Raw genomic sequence first — 24449 nt, 5'->3', positions numbered from 1 at the left:
TAAGGGAGGTGTAGAAACAGAATTGTTCCTGCACTACCCCATCTCCCCAAAAGAAATCCCAATCCTGACCATAAGTAGAAGTTCTCGTATAGCTTCGAGGGCTGAAAACCATCCGACGATATACTAGGCATGGGAATTCATTCCCGCGACCTCATCAAAGCATAAAAGGGTCAACTACCTTACCTAAGCTATGGGGATGAGGCTTGGGATAGCTTCAACTAAGAGTTGACTAGCCCATAGCAGCCCAATAGAAGCCACACACTTGGTGGGCAAGTCTCCAACGGCGATGATCTGTGTAAGCCTTTTGTAGTGCGGGCATCTTGCCCGCCCCTGACCTTGGCAAAGCCCAGTGATGTTGAATGAAGTAGGTGTGTAATCAAGGATGATGGCTTGGGTGGCGTAGCCATAGTCCGAAATTTATACTTCATAACTTCACACTTCATACTGTAGTTGACTTAAAAGAGCACCAAAAATGAATTCAGGAATTGACCTCCAAGGAACGTTTATTAAATCCTTGATGGATTTAGGGATCCCAGCAGGGACAGCTAAAGCCATTTGGATGCCGTTACCCATGATACTAATGCTCATTGGCGCAACAGTGGGCGTACTAGTCTGTGTTTGGCTAGAACGGAAAATTTCGGCATCAGTACAGCAGCGCATCGGTCCAGAATTTATTGGGCCTTTTGGCTTACTGGCGCCAGTAGCCGATGGTGTCAAGCTGGTATTTAAAGAAGATATTGTGCCAGCCAAAGCTGACCCGTGGCTATTTACCATCGGACCCATCCTAGTTGTCCTACCAGTATTTCTGTCCTACTTAATTGTCCCCTTTGGACAGAATATTCTGATTACCAATGTAGGCATGGGAATATTCTTGTGGATTGCCTTTTCTAGCATTGCCCCCATTGGGTTATTAATGGCTGGTTACGCATCCAATAATAAGTATTCCTTACTCGGTGGTTTGCGGGCGGCCGCCCAATCTATTAGCTACGAAATTCCGCTATCCTTGAGCGTGCTAGCCGTAGTCATGATGTCTAACAGTCTTAGCACCATTGATATTGTTAATCAGCAATCTGGCTATGGTATTCTCGGCTGGAACATTTGGCGTCAACCCGTGGGGTTACTAATTTTTTGGATAGCAGCCCTGGCTGAATGCGAACGCTTACCCTTTGACCTACCAGAAGCAGAAGAAGAAATCGTAGCTGGTTATCAGACCGAATACTCTGGCATGAAATTCGCTCTGTTTTACCTTAGCTCCTATGTCAACCTAGTGCTTTCTGCTCTACTAGTGTCAGTTTTATACCTAGGCGGTTGGGACTTTCCCATTCCGGTGAGTGTGATAGCCAACTGGCTGGGAGTGAGTGAACTCAATCCAGTATTGCAGGTGGTCACTGCTTCTTTGGGTATCATCATGACCCTAATCAAAGCCTATCTGTTAGTCTTTATCGCCATCTTATTGCGTTGGACAGTACCGCGGGTGAGGATTGACCAATTGCTAGATTTAGGATGGAAGTTTTTGTTACCACTGGCTTTAGTTAATCTTCTAGTAACTGCAGCACTAAAACTTGCCTTTCCCTTCGCCTTTGGGGGATAAAGTCAGGCTAAGAGCTTTTACCTAAAGATAAAACATAAAGCCTGAATCGGTGAATTGACTCATAGGGAGAAAAACACTAAAAATGCTAAAGTTCCTCAAACAAGTTGGTGATTACGCCAAAGAAGCAGTACAAGCTGGACGTTACATTGGTCAAGGTTTAGCTGTAACTTTCGACCATATGCAACGGCGACCAGTTACAGTACAGTACCCGTACGAGAAACTAATTCCTGGTGAACGATTTCGCGGACGGATTCACTTTGAGTTTGATAAATGTATCGCCTGCGAAGTCTGTGTGAGGGTTTGTCCCATCAACCTACCCGTAGTAGATTGGGAATTTGAGAAAGCCAACAAAAAGAAAAAGCTCAAACACTACAGCATTGACTTTGGAGTTTGTATCTTCTGTGGTAACTGTGTGGAATATTGCCCAACTAACTGTCTATCGATGACAGAAGAGTATGAGCTATCCACTTATGATCGCCATGAATTAAACTATGACAACGTAGCATTAGGTCGTCTGCCTTATAAAGTCACAAACGACCCAATGGTGACGCCACTGCGCGAACTGGCTTACTTACCCAAAGGTGTCATGGAACCTCACGACCTACCTGCTGATGCTCCTCGTGCTGGTTCTCCTCGGTGAAGACCCGGTAGAGCACACAGAAAAAACAAGTGGCTAGCGCTGCTGGGCGGAAGTCAAAAGTCACATTCTAGTCTTTTGAACTGTCTGGAAAAATGTTTCTGTTTCCGCCGTGCCGTACTAGTGGGTAATCGCTATTACCGATTACCACTTACCACTTACCAGTTACCATTTATTGGAAATTAAAAAGGACCGGAAAAAGTGAATTTAGCTGAAGGAGTACAGTTTGTTTCGTTAGGCATACTGGGTGCAATGATGATTGGAGCAGCCTTAGCTGTAGTGCTGTTCTCTAACGTTGTTTATTCTGCCTTTATGCTGGGGGGGGTGTTTATCAGCATGGCGGGGATGTACCTCTTGCTCAATGCTGACTTTGTAGCAGCAGCACAGGTACTGGTTTATGTTGGGGCGGTCAACGTGTTAATTTTGTTTGCCATTATGTTGGTGAACAAGCGCCAGGATTTTGCACCATTTCCCAGTGCTGGTCTGCGCAAAGTAGTAACAGCCATAGTCAGTTTAGGATTATTTGGTCTGTTGAGTGCAATGGTATTGGGGACTCACTGGGCATACTCAACACCTGCTCCTGTAGCTGCCGAAAGTTCTATAGTTGTGATTGGTGAGCATTTCTTTACTGACTTTCTACTACCTTTTGAACTAGCTTCAGTATTGTTGCTGATAGCTATGTTAGGAGCGATCATTTTGGCACGTCGCGAGTATTTGCCTGAAAAAACCACAGCTTCAGAGTTACCACAAACAATTTTGACTTTGCCAGAACGCCCCAGAGACCTGATATCAGCAGGTAGTGAAACAAAAGAGTAAAATCGGCGATATTATTCGCCGGTAAAGGCCAGATTTTTTATGGCTACGCTACGCAAGCTACGAGAATGGACAGTAAAATCTATGCAACTCAAGTACTTTTTATTACTAGCAGCAGCTTTGTTCTGTATCGGCATTTACGGACTAATTACCAGTCGTAACGCGGTACGGGTGTTAATGTCAATTGAGTTACTGCTAAATGCTGTTAATCTCAATTTAATGGCATTTTCTAACTTTCTGGATTCAACTTTAATTAAAGGTCAGGTATTCACTGTATTTGTGATTACCGTGGCTGCTGCTGAAGCGGCGGTGGGTTTAGCCATTGTGCTGGCCATTTATCGCAATCGTGATACCGTTGATATGGAGCAGTTTAATCTCCTCAAGTGGTAATTTTGTGTGCAAATCAAGCAGGTAATCATTGCTTATAAAGCCCGAGATTCCCAGAGTCAACGCTGGGCAGAACTCTGTGCTCAACAACTGGAAAATCGCCATTGTCACGTGTTGATGGGGCCTAGTGGGCCAAAAGATAACCCTTACCCGGTATTTTTGGCTTCTGCAACTCAACCCATTGATTTAGCTTTAGTACTGGGCGGTGACGGCACTGTTTTAACTGGCGCTAGACATTTAGCCCCGGCCGGTATACCTATTTTGGGCGTTAATGTTGGCGGACATCTGGGCTTCTTAACTGAGTCCGTAGACGAGTTTGAAGATACAGAGAAAGTTTGGGACAGACTGTTTGAGGATCGCTATGCTATCCAACGGCGGATGATGTTACAAGCTGCAGTGTATGAGGGTCATCGCACGAATTTGGAACCAGTGACTGAACACTACCTCGCTTTAAACGAATTTTGTGTCAAACCTGCTTCCGCTGACCGCATGATTACCTCAATTCTGGAAATGGAAATTGATAGTGAGGTGGTAGACCAATATGTGGGAGATGGTTTGATTATTTCCACTCCCACAGGTTCTACCGGTTATACTGTTTCTGCTAATGGACCGATTATTCATGACGGTATGGAGGCTCTCACCATAACTCCCATCTGTCCTATGAGTCTTTCTAGCCGCCCCCTAGTTTTACCTCCTGGTTCGGTTGTCAGCATCTGGCCTTTGGGAGATTATGATTTGAGTACAAAACTGTGGATGGATGGGGTGTTATCTACCTCTATTTGGCCAGGACATCGGGTTGATGTGCGTATGGCAGATTGTCGGGCGAAGTTCATTATTTTGCGAGAGAACAATTCATACTATCAGACACTCCGAGAGAAGCTGCTTTGGGCGGGTACAAGGGTTCGCTACAGTAATAATCACCGCAATTGATTGTTCAAGTGTCTACCGAGCGTTTTTGTTGCTAGTTATCTGTGAACACAACAATATGCCAGCCCCCGGGTATCTTCGGGGGTTTTTCAGTAGTTGTGGCTGTGGGAAGATTTTAAACTACTTTATCGGAAACCTGCTTATGCGGAACCTGACTCTTGTTCCGAGTTGGTTGCGGTTTTTAATTATTTTTTTGTTGGCGATGGGTATATTATTCCGCTTTGTTAATATTCAAGGCAAAGTTTACTCCCATGATGAAATTTATACATCTTTGCGCATTTCTGGCTATACGGTAGCTGAAGTTAAGCAGCAATTATTTAACGGTGGTGTAATTACTAAGGCAAGTTTTGCTAGGTTCCAATTTCCTAATCTAGAAAAGGGCTTTAGTGACACAATTATGTCTCTGGTAAGAGAAGACCCGCAAGCTCCACCACTTTATTATTTAATTGCCAGATTATGGGTGCAAACCTTTGGTAATTCAGTCACTGTCATTAGAAGTTTATCTGCTTTGATCAGTTTGTTGGTCTTTCCGTCTATTTACTGGCTCTGCCGTGAATTATTTAATGTGCCATTGTCAGTACCTGGTTTAGCGATCGCTTTGATGGCAATTTCCCCTCTTCATGTGCTTTATGCTCAAGAAGCACAATCATATATTCTGTGGTTACTCACCATACTACTATGTAGTGCCTCACTATTGCGCGCTATGCGCCTGGAATCACAATCTCACCACGAATTAGTCAAAGTACAGCAAATGCCAGACCCTTTTGCTACCTGGGGTGTTTATGTATTGAGCTTGGTAGTTAGTCTTTATACAAGTTTGTGGAGTATTTTTTTAGCGGTTACCCAGGGAATTTATGTAATTACAATTAATAGATTTCAAGTAACCGAAACAGTTAGGGCTTATTTACTAGCCTCATCTCTAGGTTTTTTAGCTTTTATGCCCTGGATGACGATTGTGGTAGCCAATTTATTTGAGTTTATTGTATCAGCAGATGTCACGGAAAATGATAAATCTATGTTACATTGGCAGCCAATTTTATTTATACAGATAAGTCGAATCTTTTTCGATTTGAACATCGGCTTAGAAAACCCCATACAATATTTAATTTCTCTAATTTTTACATCTCTAGCAGGATATGCACTTTATTTTATATGTCGCACCACTAATTATAAGACTTGGTTGTTTATGGTGACATTAATTATAGTTCCCTTCATACCACTAATGCTGCCGAATTTATTTTCTCAAGCACTAGTTTATACTTCTATGATATATTTAATACCTGTATATTTATGTATTCAAGTTTCTGTTGCCTATATGTTAGCTACCCAAATATATAGTGGAATTTCATCGCGCCGGAGATTGTGGCAAGTAATTTTAGTATTAATAATTGTGTTGGGGATGGTTTCTTGTAGAGTTCGCTATGAAGGAGAAACTTGGTGGAATAAGGGAATTAGTTATGGTAATCCAGAGGTGGCTGAGATTCTCAATGAGGCGCAAAAACCACTTTTAATTAGTAATTCTCAGGGAATTAATTATGTAACTGTATTTTCCCTGAGCTATCTTGTTACGCCAAAAGTACGGTTTCAATTAATTAATGGTGAAGATATTCCTAATATTCCTGATGGGTTTAAGGATATTTTCTTACTCAATCCCTCAGATACCTGGCGTAGAGAAATAGAAACCAGATATAAATCTACAGCTAATATGGTTTATCGCGATAATTATCACTTGCTGTGGAAGTTAACTCATCTCCGGTAACTATCTCAATTGAATTTAGACTTTAACCATTGACACTTTCTATAAGCCAAGTTTTGATGTCTTTAATATCTTCAAGAGTAGCAGTATCAATATGAAAAGCCGGTTCTATTAGCTCTAACTTGCGGTCAAACTGTTGGGAGATACCGGGGAAATTAACCATTCTACCTTGACAAGGGAGATAAATCTTTGCCAGGGATAAAATGTCATTGACAATTCGTTCATGAAGTAGATTCCCTGTAATATGCCAAAAAATACATTGAACCAGACAACCTAAAGCATCTAAAGCAATTTGAGGTTCACTAATTTGATGTTTAAGTTGCTCTAAAACAAATAATGCTACTTTTTCCACATCATTGAGATTAGCTCGCCATTCCTGGGGTTGACCAGGGCTAATGATTCTCGCTAAAGCCCAGAAGGCTTTTTGGCGCACAGCTAAATGTTGATTGCCTTGGATAATCGAGCGCAAGCGCGTAATATTACGTACAGAAGGTTCAGCACAAAAACCAAATGAGTTAAGTAAATTAACGGAACGTGCTAGGTGTGAGATGACTGTAAACTCTTGGTAAATTAACTCGCTAAAATCTGACCATAGCATTTTACCCGGAGCCAGGGAAATGGCTGTTTGTAATTCATGTATGTGGTTATATCTGGATAAACCAGCTTGAAATTGGCGTAAAATCCAGTTGTGATACCTTTGTTCTAGTTCTCTGACTTGGAAGTCAGAACTATCAGCAGGTAAACTTTGCATAATATTAGATAAAGCCATCACCGCTACAATTTTTCTGGTTTGTTGTAAATCAGGTTTAACATTACTCTGTGTTTCCAACCCCTGCAATAAACTGCGAATAATAGATAAACGATTTTTAGCCTGACAAGTCTGATTTTCTAGATTTTTCCTTTGGGTTTGAACACTAGCATTTTGCCAATTTTGAGCCAGACTAAATGTGACCCTCCCCCAGGCTGAAAATTCCACCTCAGTATCGGGATTAATTTCTTTACCTGGACGGGAACGGCTAATTTTAGGAATTAAATCTGTGGCCGTGTTATTAACTGTTTTTTGATTAACTGTTTTTTCGACATTGCTAATTGTCGGTATTTGGGGGGAAACTTCTAAGCGGAAACGAGTATTTGGGCGATCGCGATGTACGAGTGTCAGTAATAATCGCTCATCAAATGTATATTCTACTTCCAGATTTAAATAATCTCCTGGTTGAATATCAGCAGCGCGAATTTCATCGGTATTAACGTAGCGAGTCCGTTGTAAAGTAGTATTTTGATTGATTTGGGAACCCATACCCACCCAAGCTTTAAAACCAATCAAACCGTCTTCTTCAAATGCTGGTAAACGGAATCCCGCCAAAGTACTGCGATAAGGATACTTTTGACCGTGAGCAACTAACAACTCTAATTTTGACTCTTCAGTATTACAATCTGTAACTTCTAGCCAAATATTTGTGGGGTTAATTCCTTCTGATTTACCCACAGTACCTGCTGCATAAAGTGCAGCACCACGAGCCACCGCCAAGTCTGGATCTCCCTCTGATAGAATGAGGATTCCAGGTAAGAGCTGTTCTAAGCGTTCCCGAATTAAAGGGAAATATGTCATCCCCCCGTTAAGCAGAATGCCATTAATTTTAGGTAATTCCCCCAACTTCTCTTTAGCTTTGAGGAGGACATCAAGAACAGGTACGATAAAAGTGTCACGACGGTCTACAAAGGGAGATTCATTAAAAGCGGTTTTCGGGTCTAATTTTTCTATTAGTTCCGGTTTAATATCTGGACACAGCAACTCTTTTAAAGCTTCCTGCATTTGACGATATCCCAAACTGTAGAAAATCGGAAAACTAGAGCTAGAACTCACGTATTCAAACGGCATTCTAAACTCTTGCTTATCCGGGCTATCGGAATATCTACTGCCCCAAACTTGCTTAAATTGTTCAGCATAAATCCTGAGTTCATACCACAATTTTTTCTGCTCAGGTGCAGATAACTTACCTATTTTACTATAGTTACTAAACAAATAATCAACTATTTTTTCATCAACTTGATCGCCTCCCACTCTGGTACGAGAACCAATAGAAATATCCTCAATAAAAAACTGGGCTATATCGCTATTCCAGTGTACTTTGTGTAATGAAGTATCTAAAGTCCCCCCTCCTAAATCATAGACAAGAATATTTAAAGGACGACTGGTATCTAAATCAGCACAAATCTCTCCATTTCGGAGTCTATATAAGAAATCATATAAAGCAGCTTTTGGTTCTGGTAACAAAACAATGTTATTTTCTTCCCAACCTGCTAATTTAGCGGCTTTCCGGGTCGCTTCAATAGCATCAGGTTCATAGGACGCTGGGTGAGTGATGACTGCACCTCTCACATCTATTTGTTTTTGGGTTAATTGATGACGACAAAACTTTAAAACTTCTGCGGCGGCTTGTTCTGGTGTAACATTACCGATAGTAAGTTGATATTCAAAAGGTAACCCATCTTGAAGAGTACCAATATCATGTTTCCAAGCCAGAATAGTTTGATCTCTAAAAGCATAATATTGGCTGCGGACATGGTTACCTATTTTCGCAGTATCTAATTGAGAATACCTGACAGCAGAAGGAATTAATTCTGTATGTTGTACAGCTTCATGCTCATTTTTGACCGGAATACTAATGGCGTTAGCTTTCCATTCCTGCATTAATGTTTGACTAGCTCTTGCTATGACTGTGTTAGTAGTGCCTAAGTCGATACCTAAATATGTGGGGCGTAAAATGTTTTGGAGTAATTCAATATATGTGGCTGTTTCTCTAAGTTTATTTCCGAGTTGATTATTACCAATAGCTACTGTTTTAACTTGTTTACTGGTTAAATAAGAAAATAATTTGGCATAATCATTATCATTGCTAACAACGGCAATGATATTAATTTGCTCCTGGGAATTGTTAATCAACTCCTCGGATGTGCGGAAAATTAAATTATCAACTTCTTGGGGAACAGATGTCAATCCGGGTGTTAATTCAAAGCGATATCCTAAATTACGTAGCTGACTACCATAAGCAGAGAGGACTGCTGGAGTGTTGGAAAATGCACGACGTACTTTTATGGAACCATACTTGGTACAAATAGATTCAATTTCCCCAAGTTCAGGTTTAATGTTGTCTAGGTCTAATAAGATTGCAATATTTTCTGCCATGGTTTTTTATCCTTTTTTTATAAAAATCTTTTAATTATTGGTGGAATTATCAGTTAATTCTTGTACTTTTGCCGGTGTAATTATGTTGTCTTTAACCTTCCATCCTTTCTGAATACACTGTACTTGTTTAATTTCTGTATAATTTGTAAAAGGCGTTCCCCCTACATAAGCATATTTTGCTAAGTCAAGTTGAGATATTGTGAAACTATCTTGGAGGGACTTCGGGTAAGTTTCTATTCCTAGTTTTTGGAATATTGTCATTAAATTACGCAATACAATAAATATGGACAGAGAATCATCAGAGGAAATTTGAGCTTCTCCACTTGCTTCAGTTTGAGGTTCTATTAAACTGATAATTTTCTGTATTTGATCTAAAGCCGGTTGGGAACCATTTTGTAGTTCTTGAGCAATTTGGGTCACAATTTCTTGATGTCCTTGCTCACGCAGTTGCTCCAACGCTCGAGTCAGTTCTAAGTTTTCAGCTTCTAAAATACTAATTTGAGTTGTTAATTGTCTTTCAATCTCTCCGAGACCTGAAACAAGATTTTTAGCTGTTTCGTCTTTAATTGCAGTGCGCGTAACTTTAAAATGTTTCATCAAGGCCATGCCAAAATCCGTGAGGATCTCATGAGAACCAGATGCAATTATGCCTTGAAAGACCTGAGAAGCTGCAAAGAATTTTTTAGCATCTTCTGGAACATATGCTTCTATTTGAGACAGAACTAAATAGGTTTTAGAACGGTGTTTTTGAAAGTAATTTATGGCATCAGATAGCTGGCTAATTCTGCCAATATCTTTATTATCTGTGTGTATAAATCCATATTCAGCGTTATTAATCAAACCTTGGATAGCTGCTTGAGATTCTTGATAAACTTCCTGTGGTGTAAGTTTTCTACGGTTAGATAGATAATAGTAAAAGTCATCAATCAGCTTGGTGGAAGATGGAGGAATTCTATGGAGTATTTGTCTCCAAGATTCTTGATGATTTTGATTGAAGGTTTTAATGGCGGTTTGCAATATATTTCCACGTTTTTTCTCCTCCTCTGTACTGGGTGGAATGTATTTACTGTAGAAATCTTCGACAAATAATAAAAATTGTCCCCAAGGATTTTTTTGGAGAATTTCCAGATCAAATTTATCTTTTAATGATGATTTAGTGTTTTGAGACTTTTTAGGTTGTTCAGGTAATGGACGAACAAAAGTAGAATTTTTCTGTTTGGGTTTTGGTTTGTGAGTGTTGTAGTCCATGGGTTCGACTAATTATGTAGTAGGCAGTAATGATGCATCAGAATGTAGAAGCATATACTTAACAATAAAAAAATATGCACTGTCATCTATCTCAAGATAGATATTGAAAGACTCTTGATTAACAACTCAGTGATTATATCACGTATATGGAATAGTCCTCTTCCAGTCAAGAGCTTGTTAATGCTCTTACCTGTGTGAGATGGATCAAGTTATGATTTTAGGTATTTTGTGATAGGAGGGAAGAGGAAAAAGTGAGTTAACAATTTTTTTATAAAAAAATAAATAAGAGTTTTATCACTAAAAGTTGATAGATAAAATGATAAGATCAGACTTAATCATCAAAGATGACCCCTTATGGTTTAAAAATGCGATTATTTACGAAGTACCTATTCGCGCATTTGCTGATAGTAATGGTGATGGTATTGGCGACCTACAGGGACTAATAGAAAAACTAGATTACTTGCAAGATTTAGGGATTACGGCTATTTGGTTACTACCTTTTTTCCCCTCACCACTGAAAGATGATGGTTATGATATTGCTGAGTATACCAGTATTAACCCCATCTATGGGACATTAGAAGACTTTAAAAACCTATTGAATGCTGCCCATCAGCGTGGTATCCGGGTGATTATTGAGTTAATTATTAACCATACATCGGATCAACATCCTTGGTTCCAACGCGCACGCCGCGCCCCAAAAGGTAGTCTAGAAAGAGATTTTTATGTGTGGAGTGATACGGCAGAAAAATACCAAGAAGCGCGAATTATTTTCCAGGATTTTGAAACCTCGAATTGGGCTTGGGATCCGGTAGCTAAGGCTTATTATTGGCATCGTTTCTATTCCCATCAGCCGGATCTAAATTATGATCATCCCTTGGTAAGAGATGCGGTATTTGATGTTTTAGATTTTTGGTTAGAAATGGGCGTAGATGGATTACGTATGGATGCAGTACCTTATTTGTATGAAAGGGAAGGGACTAACTGCGAAAATCTCCCGGAAACTCATGCTTTCCTAAAAGAATTGCGATCGCACATTGACGCGAAACATCCTCACAAGATGCTACTAGCTGAGGCTAATCAATGGCCAGAGGATGCAGCTAAATATTATGGCGACGGGGATGAATGCCATATGAACTTTCATTTTCCCCTAATGCCACGCCTATTTATCGCCCTACAGATGGAAGACAATTTCCCCATTGTAGATATTCTCCAACAAACTCCACATATTCCTGACAATTGCCAGTGGGCGTTGTTTTTGCGTAATCACGACGAATTGACCTTAGAAATGGTCACAGATGAAGACCGAGACTTTATGTATCGAGTGTATGCTCAAGACCCGGTAATGAGATTAAATTTAGGTATCCGCCGCCGACTAGCACCTCTGTTAGGTAATGACCGCCGCCAAATTGAGTTACTTAATAGTTTGTTGTTATCCCTACCGGGAACACCCGTAATCTATTATGGTGATGAAATTGGCATGGGGGATAATGTTTACTTAGGCGATCGCAATGGTGTACGCACTCCTATGCAGTGGAGTTCTGACCGCAACGCCGGTTTTAGTCGTAGTAATCCCCAGAGGTTGTACTTGCCGGTGATTATTGACTCAGAATACCACTATGAAGCGGTTAACGTCGAGGCACAGAGGGCTAACTTCAATTCTCTGTGGTATTGGATGAAACGCTTGATTGCTACTCGAAACCGTTTTCAGGCTTTAGGTAAAGGCAAATTTGAATTATTACACCCTAATAACCGCAAAGTTTTTGCTTTTAGCCGCACCTACGAAGAAGAACATATCGTCATAGTAGCAAATTTATCTCATTATGTCCAAACGGCAGAATTAGATTTATCAGATTTCACAGGACTAGTACCAGTGGAAATTTTTGGTTACACGGAGTTTCCCGCCATTGGAGAGTCGCCTTATTTTCTCAGTCTGAGTCCCCATGGATTTTACTGGTTTCTCCTCAAACGTAAACCTAGTTTGACTCAACCCCCGAAACCCCAAGCCGAGTTACCTACCCTAGTTGTCAATGAACGGTGGCAAAATGTGATTTTACAACGGGAGTTAAAAGGGGTTTTAGAATCAACACTGCGGGATTACCTATATACCTGTAAATGGTTTGGTGGTAAAACCAGAACTTTGCAATCGGTGCAAATTGTAGAAACCATTGCCATACCCTACAATCAGCAGTTAGCCGAAATGGTTTGGTTACAGGTAGATTACATTGATAGACACCGCGAAACTTATCTATTATTTTTCGCCTATGCAGAGAGTGAGCAAGCAATGCAGCTATTGAGAGAAATCCCCCAAGCTGTAATTTCACGTCTGCAAGTGCAAAGGGAGGATCCCCTGGTTAATACTCCAGAAGTAGGAATTTTATTTGATGCGTTAGTAGATAAGAACTTTTTGAGTTCATTATTAGATGCTATTGGGGAGCAGCGTTTATATAAAGGGACAAAAGGAGAATTATTTGCCACGACCACTGATTTATTTTCACAGTTATACTCACAAAACGGTGACCATGAACCAAATGTTCTCAAGGAAGAAGAACAAACCAATACTTATATAGTTTATGGCTCCCGCCTATGTTTGAAACTCTTCCGGAAATTTGAGGAAGGTATGCACCCGGATTTAGAAATCCGGCGTTTTCTGGGGGATAAAAAACGCTTACAACATTTTGTACCTGTAGCTGGGGCTTTAGAGTATGGTCGCCAATGGCTACGCCACGCAAGCTATCAGAGATTTGGGGATAGTTCCAACCTACCGATGACCATAGGCATATTACAAGAGTTAATTCAAGATACTCGCAGCGGCTGGGATTACACCGTAGACAGCCTACGTCATTATTTTGATGTGGTGACTACAGAACAGGCGAGTATTGCAGAAGTTCCCATACCATCAGGTTCTCTCTTAAATTTACAGAGAACTGATATTCCCGATCTGGCAACCAAAACCATTAATTCTTACCTTCCAAATGTAGAAATATTAGGTAAATCCACGGCTGAATTGCATATGACCTTAGCTACAGATACAGATAATCCCGACTTTGCGCCAGAACCCTTTTCATCATTTTACCAACGTTCCATCTACCAAGATGCACGTAACCTCACAGGGCGAGTTTTCCGATTACTTAGGGAAAGGGCAAAAGATTTGCCATCTCATACCCAGGAATTGGCAGCAGATGTACTTAATAACCAACAAGAGATTTTGGCACGTTTCCAGTTAGTTGTGAATCAAAAAATTATCGCCTTCCGGACTCGTTATCATGGGGACTATCATCTGGGGCAATTGCTGTACACTGGTAAGGACTTTATTATCACCCATTTTGAAGGTAAAGCAGCCCGCAGTTTGAGTGAACGCCGCCGTAAGCGATCGCCATTAAGAGATGTAGCCAGGATGCTGGTATCCTTCAATTATGCTGTGACTGAAGCTTTGCGCCGTGAAATAGAAACCGGTATGGTTCGCCCTGAAAATCTGCCACTTATGAAACAATGGGCAAAATTTTGGTATACCTGGGTAAGTGCTACTTTCTGCAATTCTTATTTAGCAACTGCTAGGGAAAACAACTTTTTACCAAAGACCCCTGCGGAACTACAATTACTGCTATTTGCCTATCTATTAGAAAAAGCCATGGAGGAACTCCACCATGAACTCAACCATCGTCCAGATTACGTAGAAATTCCCCTACAACTGATTTTGCAACTAATATCAGAATCATGAACCTGCTTATCTGTGGTTAATTCATCTTGGCATTTTCACAACTTGGGGATGTGCTTCCAACCAAATATCAATATCACCTAATACCTGTTGGGGAACTTCCCAAGGAAATAAATGTGCTGTATTTGGGTAACAACGCCACTGGCTACTTTTCAAATGTTGCGCTGTTTCTAAACTAGACTCAGGGGTAATATGACAGTCTTGTTCTCCAGCCAGTACCAAACCAGGACAGTGAATTTGTTGTAAATCAGTGAGTCGATTGTAACCAGATTTCAGAGCAGTGTAAAGGGCGCGAGTTGCGAAAGAAGAGGTTTGTAAATAGGACTGTACTGCTTCGGTGGCAATATAATTATAAGCTGCGGGGGTATGTTGTTGAATCAAATAGCGAAAAAGCGATCGCTTGGCAAAAGTATCTATATTCCATTGCCAACTTGGTTGAATATAGTTCAAAATTCCGGCAATGGCAGTATATAGATTATCCTGCCAAGTAATGGGGGGATGATTACCACGGGGTCTGGCTGCGGTGGCCACCAAAATCAGACCAGTAAAGCGTTGTGGTAGTCGCAATGCCATTTCCATTGCCAAAATCCCACCCAGTGACCATCCCAATATCAGACATTTTTCAATTTGAAAGCGGTCTAGAAGCGCCTCTAAGTCTGTCAAATGGTCTAACATCTCAAAATTGCCATTACAGCGACTTTTACCGTAGCCGCGTAAATCAGGTGCGAAAGTTTGGTAGCGTTTGGATAAATGATTGGTAAAAACAGAAAGATTACGACCAGATCCAGGGTGACCGTGTAAACACAGAATAGGGAAACCCTCACCTTGGATGTAGAGGTTGAGGTTTGCTGGTGTGGTGGAGATATAGGACATAATTTAATATTATCCCCCTCAATAAATAAAACTCAATTGATTTACAGTCTATTGACGCTCTTGACTTGTGTGCCTTGCAATTACCCTTTTTCATGTTCCACACCCACCAGGTATGTCCCAGGATTGATTTGCACTTTGTTTATTTCTGCTACAAATTTTTTTTATCTGGGAGAGAATAATCTTATGTGCTATATTTTTTATACCTTTTTTAAAAAGTTCCTGCTCAACTCACAAGTTAGGAGCTACAATTCATATGTTTAGCCCCAATTTCCCTAGGAATCACAATGATCATCATTTGATTTACTATGAGGTAAAAACACAAATCTCATGGTGTTGACCTTTTTGCGAGGCCAAAGGAGTATATGAGTTGATCGGCTGCTTTTAAAACTGGAAGTATTAATTTTATCCATTTTCGCACCTTAGTTTTTAGCAGAAGTGCTGTGCAATCGCAATTTAAATTACCAAATCAGAAAATATTATGATGCGTTGGCTAATTATAGTCCCGATGCTCCTGAATGTTTTACTAATGGGCTGTTCTGTTGGAAATACAGCAAAATATACCACATCCACTGCCAGTAGCCAAACAAAAGCTCCCAGTGGTCAAATGCTACCAATTTCAGCACAAGCAGTTCTGCCTAATGGTAGTAGAATCCAATTGGAAGTGGCACGGACACCGGAACAGCAGGCGAAGGGCTTAATGTATCGTCCACCTTTACCAGATGATCAGGGGATGTTATTTGAGTTCCCTGATGCACGACCTGTCAGATTTTGGATGAAAAATGTCCCTGTTCCTCTGGATATGGTGTTTTTGCAAAATGGGGTGGTGCAATATGTTCAGGCTTCTGCGCCTCCGTGTCCTAGGGAACCTTGCCCTACTTATGGTCCAAATGATGTGCCCGTTGATATGGTCATTGAATTGCGATCTGGACGATCTGCGGAATTAAATTTGCGGGATGGTGATGTGATCAAAATTGAGTTTCTCGATACGGGAAATCTGGGGAAATAAATTTCCCCCTGTCAGATAGGGCGAATCCTCAGTTAATATCTTTGTGTCCAAAATTTATTTAAGTATAGAATAGCACCTTATTATGAATACTATTTACCTTGTTTACAACATAGTGAAATTTGCAGTTTCAAGCTATAATCACATTTCTCTACTATGGATGCCAAAAATATTCCGTTTGGCGTAAGTGTAAATGGACTCTCATAAGAGAGTATTAGCTATGGAATATTTGTGACTAGATGTGTGATGAAATCAAACATAATAGTCAACAATATCAGTGGTGCGTTGAATGGGGAATCTTCGAGTGTAACCGGTGAAATCTGTCAGTTTGAAGAGTTTTAGCCAATTGTGTTGGAATTTCTGATAACGTGGCGTGGCGTAAGTCATTCCGGTCATCACCAGTTACGAATAAAATATTAGCTGCTGGTTACTGAGAAATGGGAGATGGTTATATGACAATAAATTCAACTAAAGGGGGTGAGTTACAAATGTCACCATCAACATATTCACGACTGATTCATTTTCTAGAGGAAGATTTGTCAATTTCCTCGGCTTCTCTTGCAGTCGCCCTGCGACATCGGGAGCAAGATCCCGGTCCTTTACCAATGATTCTTTGGCAGTATGGATTAATTACGTTAGAACAGTTAGAACAAATTTATGATTGGCTGGAAACAGCATAAGAGCAGGAATTTGAGTTTTGCATTGTCTAAGTCTAAAATACAGGCTACCTCAACCTATGGCGTTTCTATAACATAAGTTGGATTGGCGAAGCTTTTGATTGCAATCATGGTTCTAATGTGTATAAGTATGCCTTTCATACCGGAGAATTGAGGATGTCACGTGGATTCTGTCTTTTACCGGGGCTGATAGATAGGAGAATTGACTGTTACAATTTTTACTTATTTCCAGAAGGATACAAAGAGCGAGTTGACTGTTTAACTCGCTCTTTATAATTTCAATGGGAGTAGAACCAAAATACTCATCATTAGTGCGGCTAACAGTTCTCCTTTCTCTTGGAGACGCTTCGCCAAGGATTTACGTTCCCCAGATAGACTGGGGATGGAGACTAACTAAATACTTTAGCCGCTGCTGCTACACCAGCACCAGGGGTGAAGTCTTCGTAGCCGAGTTCAGTGAGAGTCACTTCTAAGGCAGCTATACAGGTGAGAATATCGCGATCGCTAACAAAACCCAAGTGACCAATGCGGAAAATTTTGTTTTTCAGATGGTCCTGTCCACCGGCCAAAGCAATATCAAAACGCTTCTTCATCAATGAGCGAATTTTATCAGATTCAATACCCTGTGGGGCGACAGACGTAATTGCTGGACTGGCATAATCATCTGCACCAAATAAAGGTAAATTCAAACCACGCACCGCGGCACGGGTGGCATTTTTGAGTCTTTGGTGCCGAGTAAATATTGACTCCAAGCCTTCATCCTTCATCATTTGTAATGTGGTGTGTAAAGCCACAATCAAGTTCACCGGTGGAGTAAAGGGAGTGGTATTTTTGGCTGCGGATTTGCGATATTTACCTAAATCAAGATAATATTTCGGTAATTTTGCAGTTTTGTAAGCTTCCCAAGCCTTGGGGCTAACAGCAACAAATCCTAATCCAGGGGGAATCATATAACCTTTCTGGGAACCAGAAGCCACCACATCTAAACCCCAGGTATCTATGGGTAAATTGAATGCACCCAAGCTAGTAACTGCATCTACGATAATTAAAGCTTGGCCATGTTCCTTTACTAGGCGGTTGATAGTTTCTAAGTCATTCAACACACCGGTTGAGGTTTCGCTGTGGGTAATAATGACCGCTTTAATTTCCTTGTTGGTATCCCCTTGCAGTTTTTCTGCAAATACTGCTGTATCTACGGGTTTCCCCCATTCGGTAGTAACAGCTTCGACATTCAAACCGTATGCTGCAGCGATTTCTACCCAGCGTTCTCCAAACTTACCATTGGAACCGACTAAAACGCGATCGCCTGGAGACAGAAAATTAATGATTCCCGCTTCCACCGCACCCGTACCGCTAACATTGAGCATTAGTACATCATTTTGAGTTTGGTGTAACCATTTGAGGTTTTCTATCACCTCCGCCATGATGTTACTAAACTCATTGGTGCGGTGTCCAATTGGGTGCTTGGCTAATGCCAATAAAGCAGCTTCTGGTACTGGTGTGGGGCCAGGAATCATGAGCATTAGCTTATTGTCCATTTGTTCGTCCTAAAAAAGAATAAAAGTTCAAAACTTGGGGAGGATACTTAAATTTTTGGGGGGAATTTTAGGTTTTATCTGCATATACATAAACAATACTTGCCATAGTCTTCAAATCCACAGATTTAAAGATCATTAGAGCTAAAGAATGATCGTTTACTTGACTTTTGCAACAACCTATGTATATTAGTTAAAAATAATCTAAAATTCTTCTTTCAAGTTATAGCATTTTATCATCTGTTCAACTACGGACTTATCTGTGTACCCTACCCTAGGTTCTGCGTGCATGGACATAAATAAGCACCGAATCTCCCGCTACAGCGGTTGGCGGTGGTTAGCAAACAGTTTAGCGATCGCTAAACCAGGGTCGGGTTGTTTAACTAACGACTCTCCAATGAGTACGGCTGCTGCTCCTGCCTGGTGTACTATATGTAAATCTTCAGGAGTATGTAGCCCTGACTCGCTCACAACTAGGAGATTAAGTTCCTGTAATTGACTAACTCGTGCTGCCAATAATTGACAGGTAGTTTGAAGATCAACGGAAAAATCTTCTAAATTGCGATTATTGATCCCCACCAAAAACTCACAAGTCGAGCGGTCGGCTGTCCAACGTTTAGCTAAAGCTAACACGCGATCAAGTTCTGCCAAACTATGAACCTCAATCAAGGCCGTCATCTTCAATGCTTTAGCAATTTTCAGGAAGTATTGTAAATCTTGATCACTGAGAATAGCCGCAATTAGCAAAATTGCATCTGCGCCCTGAATACGAGCCAAGTACATTTGGTAAGGATAGATAATAAAATCCTTACATAAAAGTGGTAATTTCACCCTAGCACGCACTTGGGCTAAATTCTCAAAACTGCCTTGAAAAAACTTCCTATCTGTCAAAACAGAAAGACAACTAGCTCCGGCTTGTTCATAGGCCGCAGCAATGGCTACCGGGTCAAAATCTGCTCGTAAGACACCCTTGCTAGGGGAAGCTTTCTTGACTTCAGCAATTAAAGCCGGCTTGGTGTTTCCTTGTTTTAAAGCGGCGATAAAATCACGGGTGGGTGGTGCCGAGAGTGCCTGCTTTTGCAATTCTGTTAAAGGTCGCCTTTCCCGCATCTGGTCAATTTCAACTTCCTTATGCCAGACAATTTCCTCCAAAATGTTGTTTGGTTCTATATCTGGCAAAGCAGACTGATAACGTAAAAAAGAGACATTAATGGTAGTGTTGGTAGAACGGCGACGAATTTGCATAATTTAAGTTTTGAGTTCTTCTTTGCTGAGTTTGACACTCCCGGCCCTCAAGAGACAATGACGGGCGGAAAATATTTCAGTGTTAACAGGCACCCTTTAGCCACTGATGGCGTAGCGTAGCCATCACGACTCATAAGACCTTCCCGCCCTAGTCCTTAAACCACGGCGCGTTTATAAGCTTCATCTAGCACTTCGGAAAGTGTGGGATGGGCGTGTACTAAATGAGCCAGGTCTTGGACAGCTTGACGGTTGGCGATCGCGGCTGAGGCTTCATGAATTAAGTCTGAGGCGTGCATACCAAAGATATGCACTCCTAAAACCTCACCAGTATCTTGGCGATACACTACTTTAGCCATACCATCGGCTTCTTTTTCTGCCAGAGCTTTGGAATTACCTTTGAAGTAACTTTTAGTAGTAGCCACATCAAAGCCTTCAGCTTGCGCCAATTCCTGGGCGGCTACTTCTGTTAAACCTACATAACTGACCTCTGGGTGAGTAAATGCGGCCGCGGGGATGCTGCGATAGTCCACAGTGCGGGGACGACCGATGATATTTTCCACCGCGACGACACCTTGAGCCGAGGCTGTGTGGGCCAACATCATTTTCCCAGTGGCGTCACCAATGGCCCAGACATGGGGGACTATTTCCCCGCATGAGGAGAACACAGCCATATGGTCATCTACGGGGATATAATTCCGCCGGTCTAGTTCTATGCCTAAAGTGTCTAGTCCTAAGTTATTGGTGGCGGGAATACGCCCTGTGGCTACTAAACAAGCATCGACTTCAATAACATCAATATCTTCTTTGGTTTTAAAGTCTGCTAATTCAATTACCACTGGGGAACCGGGAATGATTCTTTTGGCGTATATTCCCACTTTGGTTTCTATATCCCGGGGTGTAATTAAGACTCGTTCTGCTAGTTTAGCAATATCCCGGTCAAATCCTGGCATGAGTTGGTCTAGGGCTTCAATCATGGTGATTTCACAGCCCAAAGCCGAGTAAACATCAGAAAATTCTAAGCCGATGTAACCACTCCCAATAATTGCGATCCATTCCGGTAGAGATTCTAATTTTACACCTTGATCGCTGGTAAAAACGGTTTTACCATCTACTTCTATGCCTGGGGGTACGAAGGGGACAGAGCCAGGGGAAAGAATGATATCTTTAGCTCTCACTGTTTTCTCTGTACTATCGCTGGTGATAGTTACTTTTTGAGTGCCGGCAATTTTTCCCCAACCTCTGATAATATCTACTCCTAGACGTTTGAGGCTGTTGGTGAGGTCGCCTTGAATTTTTGATACAAGACTACTAGCATGGTCTGCGATCGCTTGACGGTCAAATGCCACATGATCAACTTGAATTCCCAGGGATTTGAGATGATGGGCATTACGTAACTCCCGCACACGTCCAGACGCAGCTAACAAAGCCTTGGAAGGGATACAGCCACGATTCACACAGGTTCCCCCCATGTCCCCAGCTTCAATAATCGCTGTTTTCAGACCACAGCTAACAGCGTGTAGGGCTGCGCCATGTCCACCCACACCCGCGCCGATAATCACTAAATCGTAATCAAATCCATCACTCACGTTAGTTTCCCCTTGTACTTTGCCTATTTATTTTCAACTATGGCTTATGCCAAGCTACGCTATCACGTGCAACCTATGCAACTCCCCATAGTTTGGGAATTCCTTTAAATTTTTTAAACTTTAAATTTGTTCAATTAATTTACTGTGATGGGGCTGGTTCCTCCAAAGGACGAATAATGGTCGGGGTTGGTGTTACCTCTGGTTGAAAGATTCCCTGTAATGCTTGTTCGAGTGTAGGAGCCATCACAATTCTATTTTCAAAAGCCACGATTACCCGTACTAGGGTGGGGAGTCTATTTTGAGTGGCTTCTAAATAAATTGGCTCGACGTACAATAAGGATTGTTCAATGGGGATAATTAAGAGGTTACCTTGAACTGCTCTGGAACCTTGACGATTCCAGAGGGAAATTTGTTGAGAGATGATGGGGTCTTGGTTAATTCTGGCTTCTATTTGCTCTGGTCCAAAAACTAGGCGTTCTTTGGGGAATACATAGAGTAATAATTTACCGTAGTTTTCACCGTCTGACCGAGCTGCTAACCAGGCGATTAAATTAGAGCGTTGTCTGGGGGTGTAGGGTAGAAGGAGGATAAATTCTTCCGTATGAGAGGAATTGCTGTCAGAAAGGGGGACTGTGGGGAGGCTGGTGATGAGGTAGTATGGTTTAACTGGACGGGCTTCGTCCCCGTAGATTTCTGTGGGTATTTGCCACTGGTCTTCCCGGTTATAAAACACCTGGGGGTCGGTCATGTGGTAGGTTATTAATCGCTCGGATTGAATTTTGAACAAGTCCACGGGGTAACGAATATGTTTCCGCAGGTTCAGTGGTAAGTCCAAGAGGGGTTTGAAGGTATGGGGAAATATTTTCCCCCATGTGGCTATGATGGGGTCTCCGGGGTCGGCTATGTAAAAGTTAACTGTGCCGTGGTAAGCGTCAATGACTACTTTAACTGAGTTGCGGATATAGTTGATTTTCTCTTGATGGTCGGCTATGTTGAGGCTGGTTGTGTCTGAATAGGGATAGCGATCGCTTGTAGTGTAAGCATCAACTACCCAGTAAAGGTAGCTGCCGTTTTTCTCAAAGTCTTTGTCACCAGCATCAGCAGCAACTAAATAAGGGTCGCTGTCAAATTGGAGGAAGGGGGCGATCGCTTGAATACGTTCTTTAATATTCCGCCGGAATAACACTTGAGTATCTGGTAGAAAGTCTTCTGTAAATAGCATTTGCCAATCTTTTAAATACATGGCAAATAGTAATCTTCTCCACCGTCTACCAACACGAATCCCCCCTACACCATCATAAATATTGTATATATTATCGCTACCACTAGGAAAGTCTAATTCTTTAACTTTTGTTCCAGTCATGACGTAAGTATCAGTGATTTCACCGAAGTAAATCCGGGGTTTTCCTATGGGGACGCTCTCACGAATGGCTTCACTGGCGGTAGTAAGGGCGGTGTCGTTATTACCGGCGATGTCTTTGACAAAATATTCTGGTAGTCCACCAGGAGCGACGGTATTTACTGGACTCATAGTGAACCCAAAACCATGGGTATAGATTAAATGACGGTTTACCCAGGTTTGAGCTTGTTGGGGTACGGCGGTGTAGTCTAATTCCCTGGCGGCTATTAGTACTTGTCGCCGTTCTGTGGTCTCTTGGTCTACTGGGTTGGGAAATACCCCCGTTGCTGTGGGTATTTCCGCAGGTACTTCCTTAAGCAGGGTATAGCGGTCGATGTCCGCATCGGAGAAGCGGTAGTAAAGGCGAATCTGTTGCAGTTGGCGGTTAGTTTCTAGCAGTGGTTGCTGGCCCCACAGGCGAATGTTACGAATTGTTAAGTCATTTCTTTGGATATCGGCTTCTGTTAGGTCTCCTGTCGGGTTAAAGGTTTGCACGTCGATGTTTTCTAAATCAAATGCTTGGCGGGTTAGGGCGATAGTACGCTGGATGTAGGGTTGTTCCCGTTGGAGTTCGTTGGGCTGTACGATTAAATATTGCACTAGGGTGGGGAGGAAAATATCGGCGGCGACCATTCCTATTAGATAAACTCCTAAGCTGTAAAATATAAATGGCCGGTAGCAGGATTGGGGTTTCCAGCTTGCTGTCCGCCATAGCAGGTAAAAGGCTAGGGCTAGGGAAGCAAAGCAGAGGATGGTATAGGACGGGAGGACGGCTGTAACATCGGTATAACTTGCACCGTAGGTAACGCCACGTGGGGAATAAACTAGCTCGTAACGACTGAGCATATAACTCAGGGCTACTAGGAGCATGAATAGTCCACCGTTACCGTATAAATGACGCTGTTGCTGGGAAGAAAACCCCAGGAAAACGCCTTGACTAAGGCTACCGGCACCCAAGAGGTAAGTTAGGGCTACAGCGATGAGGGTATACAGGAATAATCCCATTAACCATAGTTCTAGAAGCTCCCAAAAGGGGAGGGAAAATATATATATGCTGATATCTTGATCAAATAATGGCTCGGAGGCGTTGAAGGATGTGGGGGCGAAATATTGCAGTATCCTAGCCCAGTTGTGGGATATGATTTGAGCAAATAGAAGGCTCAGAAGAATTGCGATCGCTCGCAATTGAAAATGAGGATATACTACAATGGCGATGACTATTGCCAAAATTAAACCGAAATACCAAGGTGTGGAAATAAAGTTACCTATTAACTCCCAAATGCGCCCCGGTCGAAATAACTGGGGATTTACCGGAATATGGCGGATAATTCCCGGATGCCAATGGGTAGCAGCTATTTGGCTATAGTAAATCACCATTAAGCCTACTAGAAAACTTAATACTAATGCTATGGGTAGTAACCAGACTAGTTTAATTTCTTTAGTTCTGGGGACCTGTTGGAATTTCACAGCCACCATGGGGGAGGGATGATTTGGGGGATGCTGGTGGCGGTAAGCTAAGTGAAGATTACCCAAACAAAAGGCGGCGCTGATACCTGCTACAAATATCCAAAGTCCCCCCATGGTGACTATCCGCAGGAGGAACATTTGTAAATAACCAATATTTTCAAACCAGAGTATTTCTGCTCCTAGGTGAGCAAGCAAATCCAGGAATAGCCAGACTCCTAGGGATATTGTTAGTAATCTAAACCACCAATTCCGTAACATAAATCAACTCAGGTAAGGGAGAGTGTACAACTTTCACCCTCTTAGGTCTATTTTACCTGAATCTCGGTGAGGTAGTGGTGTGGTGATGGTGGTAACCGATGCAGTAATTGAGATACTCTTACTCTGGATACTAATGTCAACTTAA

16 protein-coding genes are annotated in these 24449 nt (G+C 41.8%); 9 read left to right on the top strand and 7 right to left on the bottom strand.

Annotated features, from left to right (window positions below):
• The first annotated feature begins 472 nt into the window (after window positions 1-472).
• From nuoH to PN447_RS11870, 6 genes are all read left to right on the top strand, one after another.
• On the top strand, window positions 473-1591 hold the full coding sequence (gene nuoH / locus PN447_RS11895; RefSeq protein WP_271763244.1) for an NADH-quinone oxidoreductase subunit NuoH: 1119 nt from the start codon (window positions 473-475) through the stop codon (window positions 1589-1591).
• 82 nt (window positions 1592-1673) lie between these two features.
• A complete protein-coding gene (gene ndhI / locus PN447_RS11890) occupies window positions 1674-2231 on the top strand; it encodes an NAD(P)H-quinone oxidoreductase subunit I (protein WP_271763243.1) in 558 nt (185 codons plus the stop codon).
• 198 nt (window positions 2232-2429) lie between these two features.
• Window positions 2430-3044, top strand: coding sequence for an NADH-quinone oxidoreductase subunit J (locus PN447_RS11885; RefSeq protein WP_271763242.1), 615 nt, complete (start codon window positions 2430-2432; stop codon window positions 3042-3044).
• 81 nt (window positions 3045-3125) lie between these two features.
• A complete protein-coding gene (nuoK, locus tag PN447_RS11880) occupies window positions 3126-3431 on the top strand; it encodes an NADH-quinone oxidoreductase subunit NuoK (RefSeq protein ID WP_271763252.1) in 306 nt (101 codons plus the stop codon).
• 6 nt (window positions 3432-3437) lie between these two features.
• Window positions 3438-4358 carry an NAD(+) kinase gene (locus tag PN447_RS11875; protein ID WP_271732400.1) on the top strand — a complete coding sequence of 307 codons (921 nt, stop codon included), beginning with the start codon at window positions 3438-3440 and terminating at the stop codon, window positions 4356-4358.
• A gap of 139 nt (window positions 4359-4497) precedes the next feature.
• Entirely contained in the window at window positions 4498-6114 is a 1617-nt protein-coding gene (locus PN447_RS11870) for a glycosyltransferase family 39 protein (protein ID WP_271763241.1), read from the top strand.
• 22 nt (window positions 6115-6136) lie between these two features.
• Here the strand turns inward: PN447_RS11870 and PN447_RS11865 are convergent, their stop codons facing one another.
• Both PN447_RS11865 and grpE read right to left on the bottom strand, forming a co-directional pair.
• Window positions 6137-9298, bottom strand: a complete 3162-nt coding sequence (locus PN447_RS11865; RefSeq protein ID WP_271763240.1) for an Hsp70 family protein — start codon at window positions 9296-9298, stop codon at window positions 6137-6139.
• Window positions 9299-9328: 30 nt separating this feature from the next.
• Entirely contained in the window at window positions 9329-10546 is a 1218-nt protein-coding gene (grpE, locus tag PN447_RS11860; protein WP_271763238.1) for a nucleotide exchange factor GrpE, read from the bottom strand.
• A gap of 316 nt (window positions 10547-10862) precedes the next feature.
• On the opposite strand from grpE, the gene treS reads away from it, so the two are divergent.
• Window positions 10863-14264 (top strand): maltose alpha-D-glucosyltransferase, encoded by a 3402-nt coding sequence (gene treS, locus PN447_RS11855; protein ID WP_271763237.1) that lies wholly within the window; start codon window positions 10863-10865, stop codon window positions 14262-14264.
• A gap of 21 nt (window positions 14265-14285) precedes the next feature.
• On the opposite strand, the gene PN447_RS11850 is transcribed toward treS, so the two are convergent.
• Entirely contained in the window at window positions 14286-15134 is an 849-nt protein-coding gene (locus PN447_RS11850; RefSeq protein WP_271763236.1) for an alpha/beta fold hydrolase, read from the bottom strand.
• 478 nt (window positions 15135-15612) lie between these two features.
• Between PN447_RS11850 and PN447_RS11845 the strand changes: the two genes are divergently transcribed.
• Both PN447_RS11845 and PN447_RS11840 read left to right on the top strand, forming a co-directional pair.
• A complete protein-coding gene (locus PN447_RS11845; RefSeq protein ID WP_271763235.1) occupies window positions 15613-16140 on the top strand; it encodes a DUF192 domain-containing protein in 528 nt (175 codons plus the stop codon).
• 449 nt (window positions 16141-16589) lie between these two features.
• The gene (locus tag PN447_RS11840; protein WP_200987871.1) at window positions 16590-16817 is read left to right on the top strand and encodes a DUF2949 domain-containing protein; all 228 of its coding nucleotides are present in this window, start codon (window positions 16590-16592) and stop codon (window positions 16815-16817) included.
• Window positions 16818-17203: 386 nt separating this feature from the next.
• Here the strand turns inward: PN447_RS11840 and PN447_RS11835 are convergent, their stop codons facing one another.
• From PN447_RS11835 to PN447_RS11820, 4 genes are all read right to left on the bottom strand, one after another.
• The gene (locus PN447_RS11835; RefSeq protein WP_271763234.1) at window positions 17204-18352 is read right to left on the bottom strand and encodes a pyridoxal-phosphate-dependent aminotransferase family protein; all 1149 of its coding nucleotides are present in this window, start codon (window positions 18350-18352) and stop codon (window positions 17204-17206) included.
• Window positions 18353-18667: 315 nt separating this feature from the next.
• Window positions 18668-19594, bottom strand: a complete 927-nt coding sequence (trpC, locus tag PN447_RS11830) for an indole-3-glycerol phosphate synthase TrpC (protein ID WP_271763232.1) — start codon at window positions 19592-19594, stop codon at window positions 18668-18670.
• A gap of 155 nt (window positions 19595-19749) precedes the next feature.
• On the bottom strand, window positions 19750-21180 hold the full coding sequence (lpdA, locus tag PN447_RS11825; protein ID WP_271763231.1) for a dihydrolipoyl dehydrogenase: 1431 nt from the start codon (window positions 21178-21180) through the stop codon (window positions 19750-19752).
• Window positions 21181-21319: 139 nt separating this feature from the next.
• Window positions 21320-24304: a UPF0182 family protein gene (locus PN447_RS11820; RefSeq protein WP_271763230.1), complete on the bottom strand. Its 2985-nt coding sequence runs from the start codon at window positions 24302-24304 to the stop codon at window positions 21320-21322.
• Between the last annotated feature and the right edge of the window lie 145 nt (window positions 24305-24449).

The sequence above is a fragment of the Anabaena sp. CS-542/02 genome (assembly GCF_028331085.1).
GTDB classification, from domain to species: domain Bacteria; phylum Cyanobacteriota; class Cyanobacteriia; order Cyanobacteriales; family Nostocaceae; genus Anabaenopsis; species Anabaenopsis arnoldii.
Note: the sequence above shows the minus strand (reverse complement) of the source record. Positions and strands in the feature narration are given on the sequence as shown.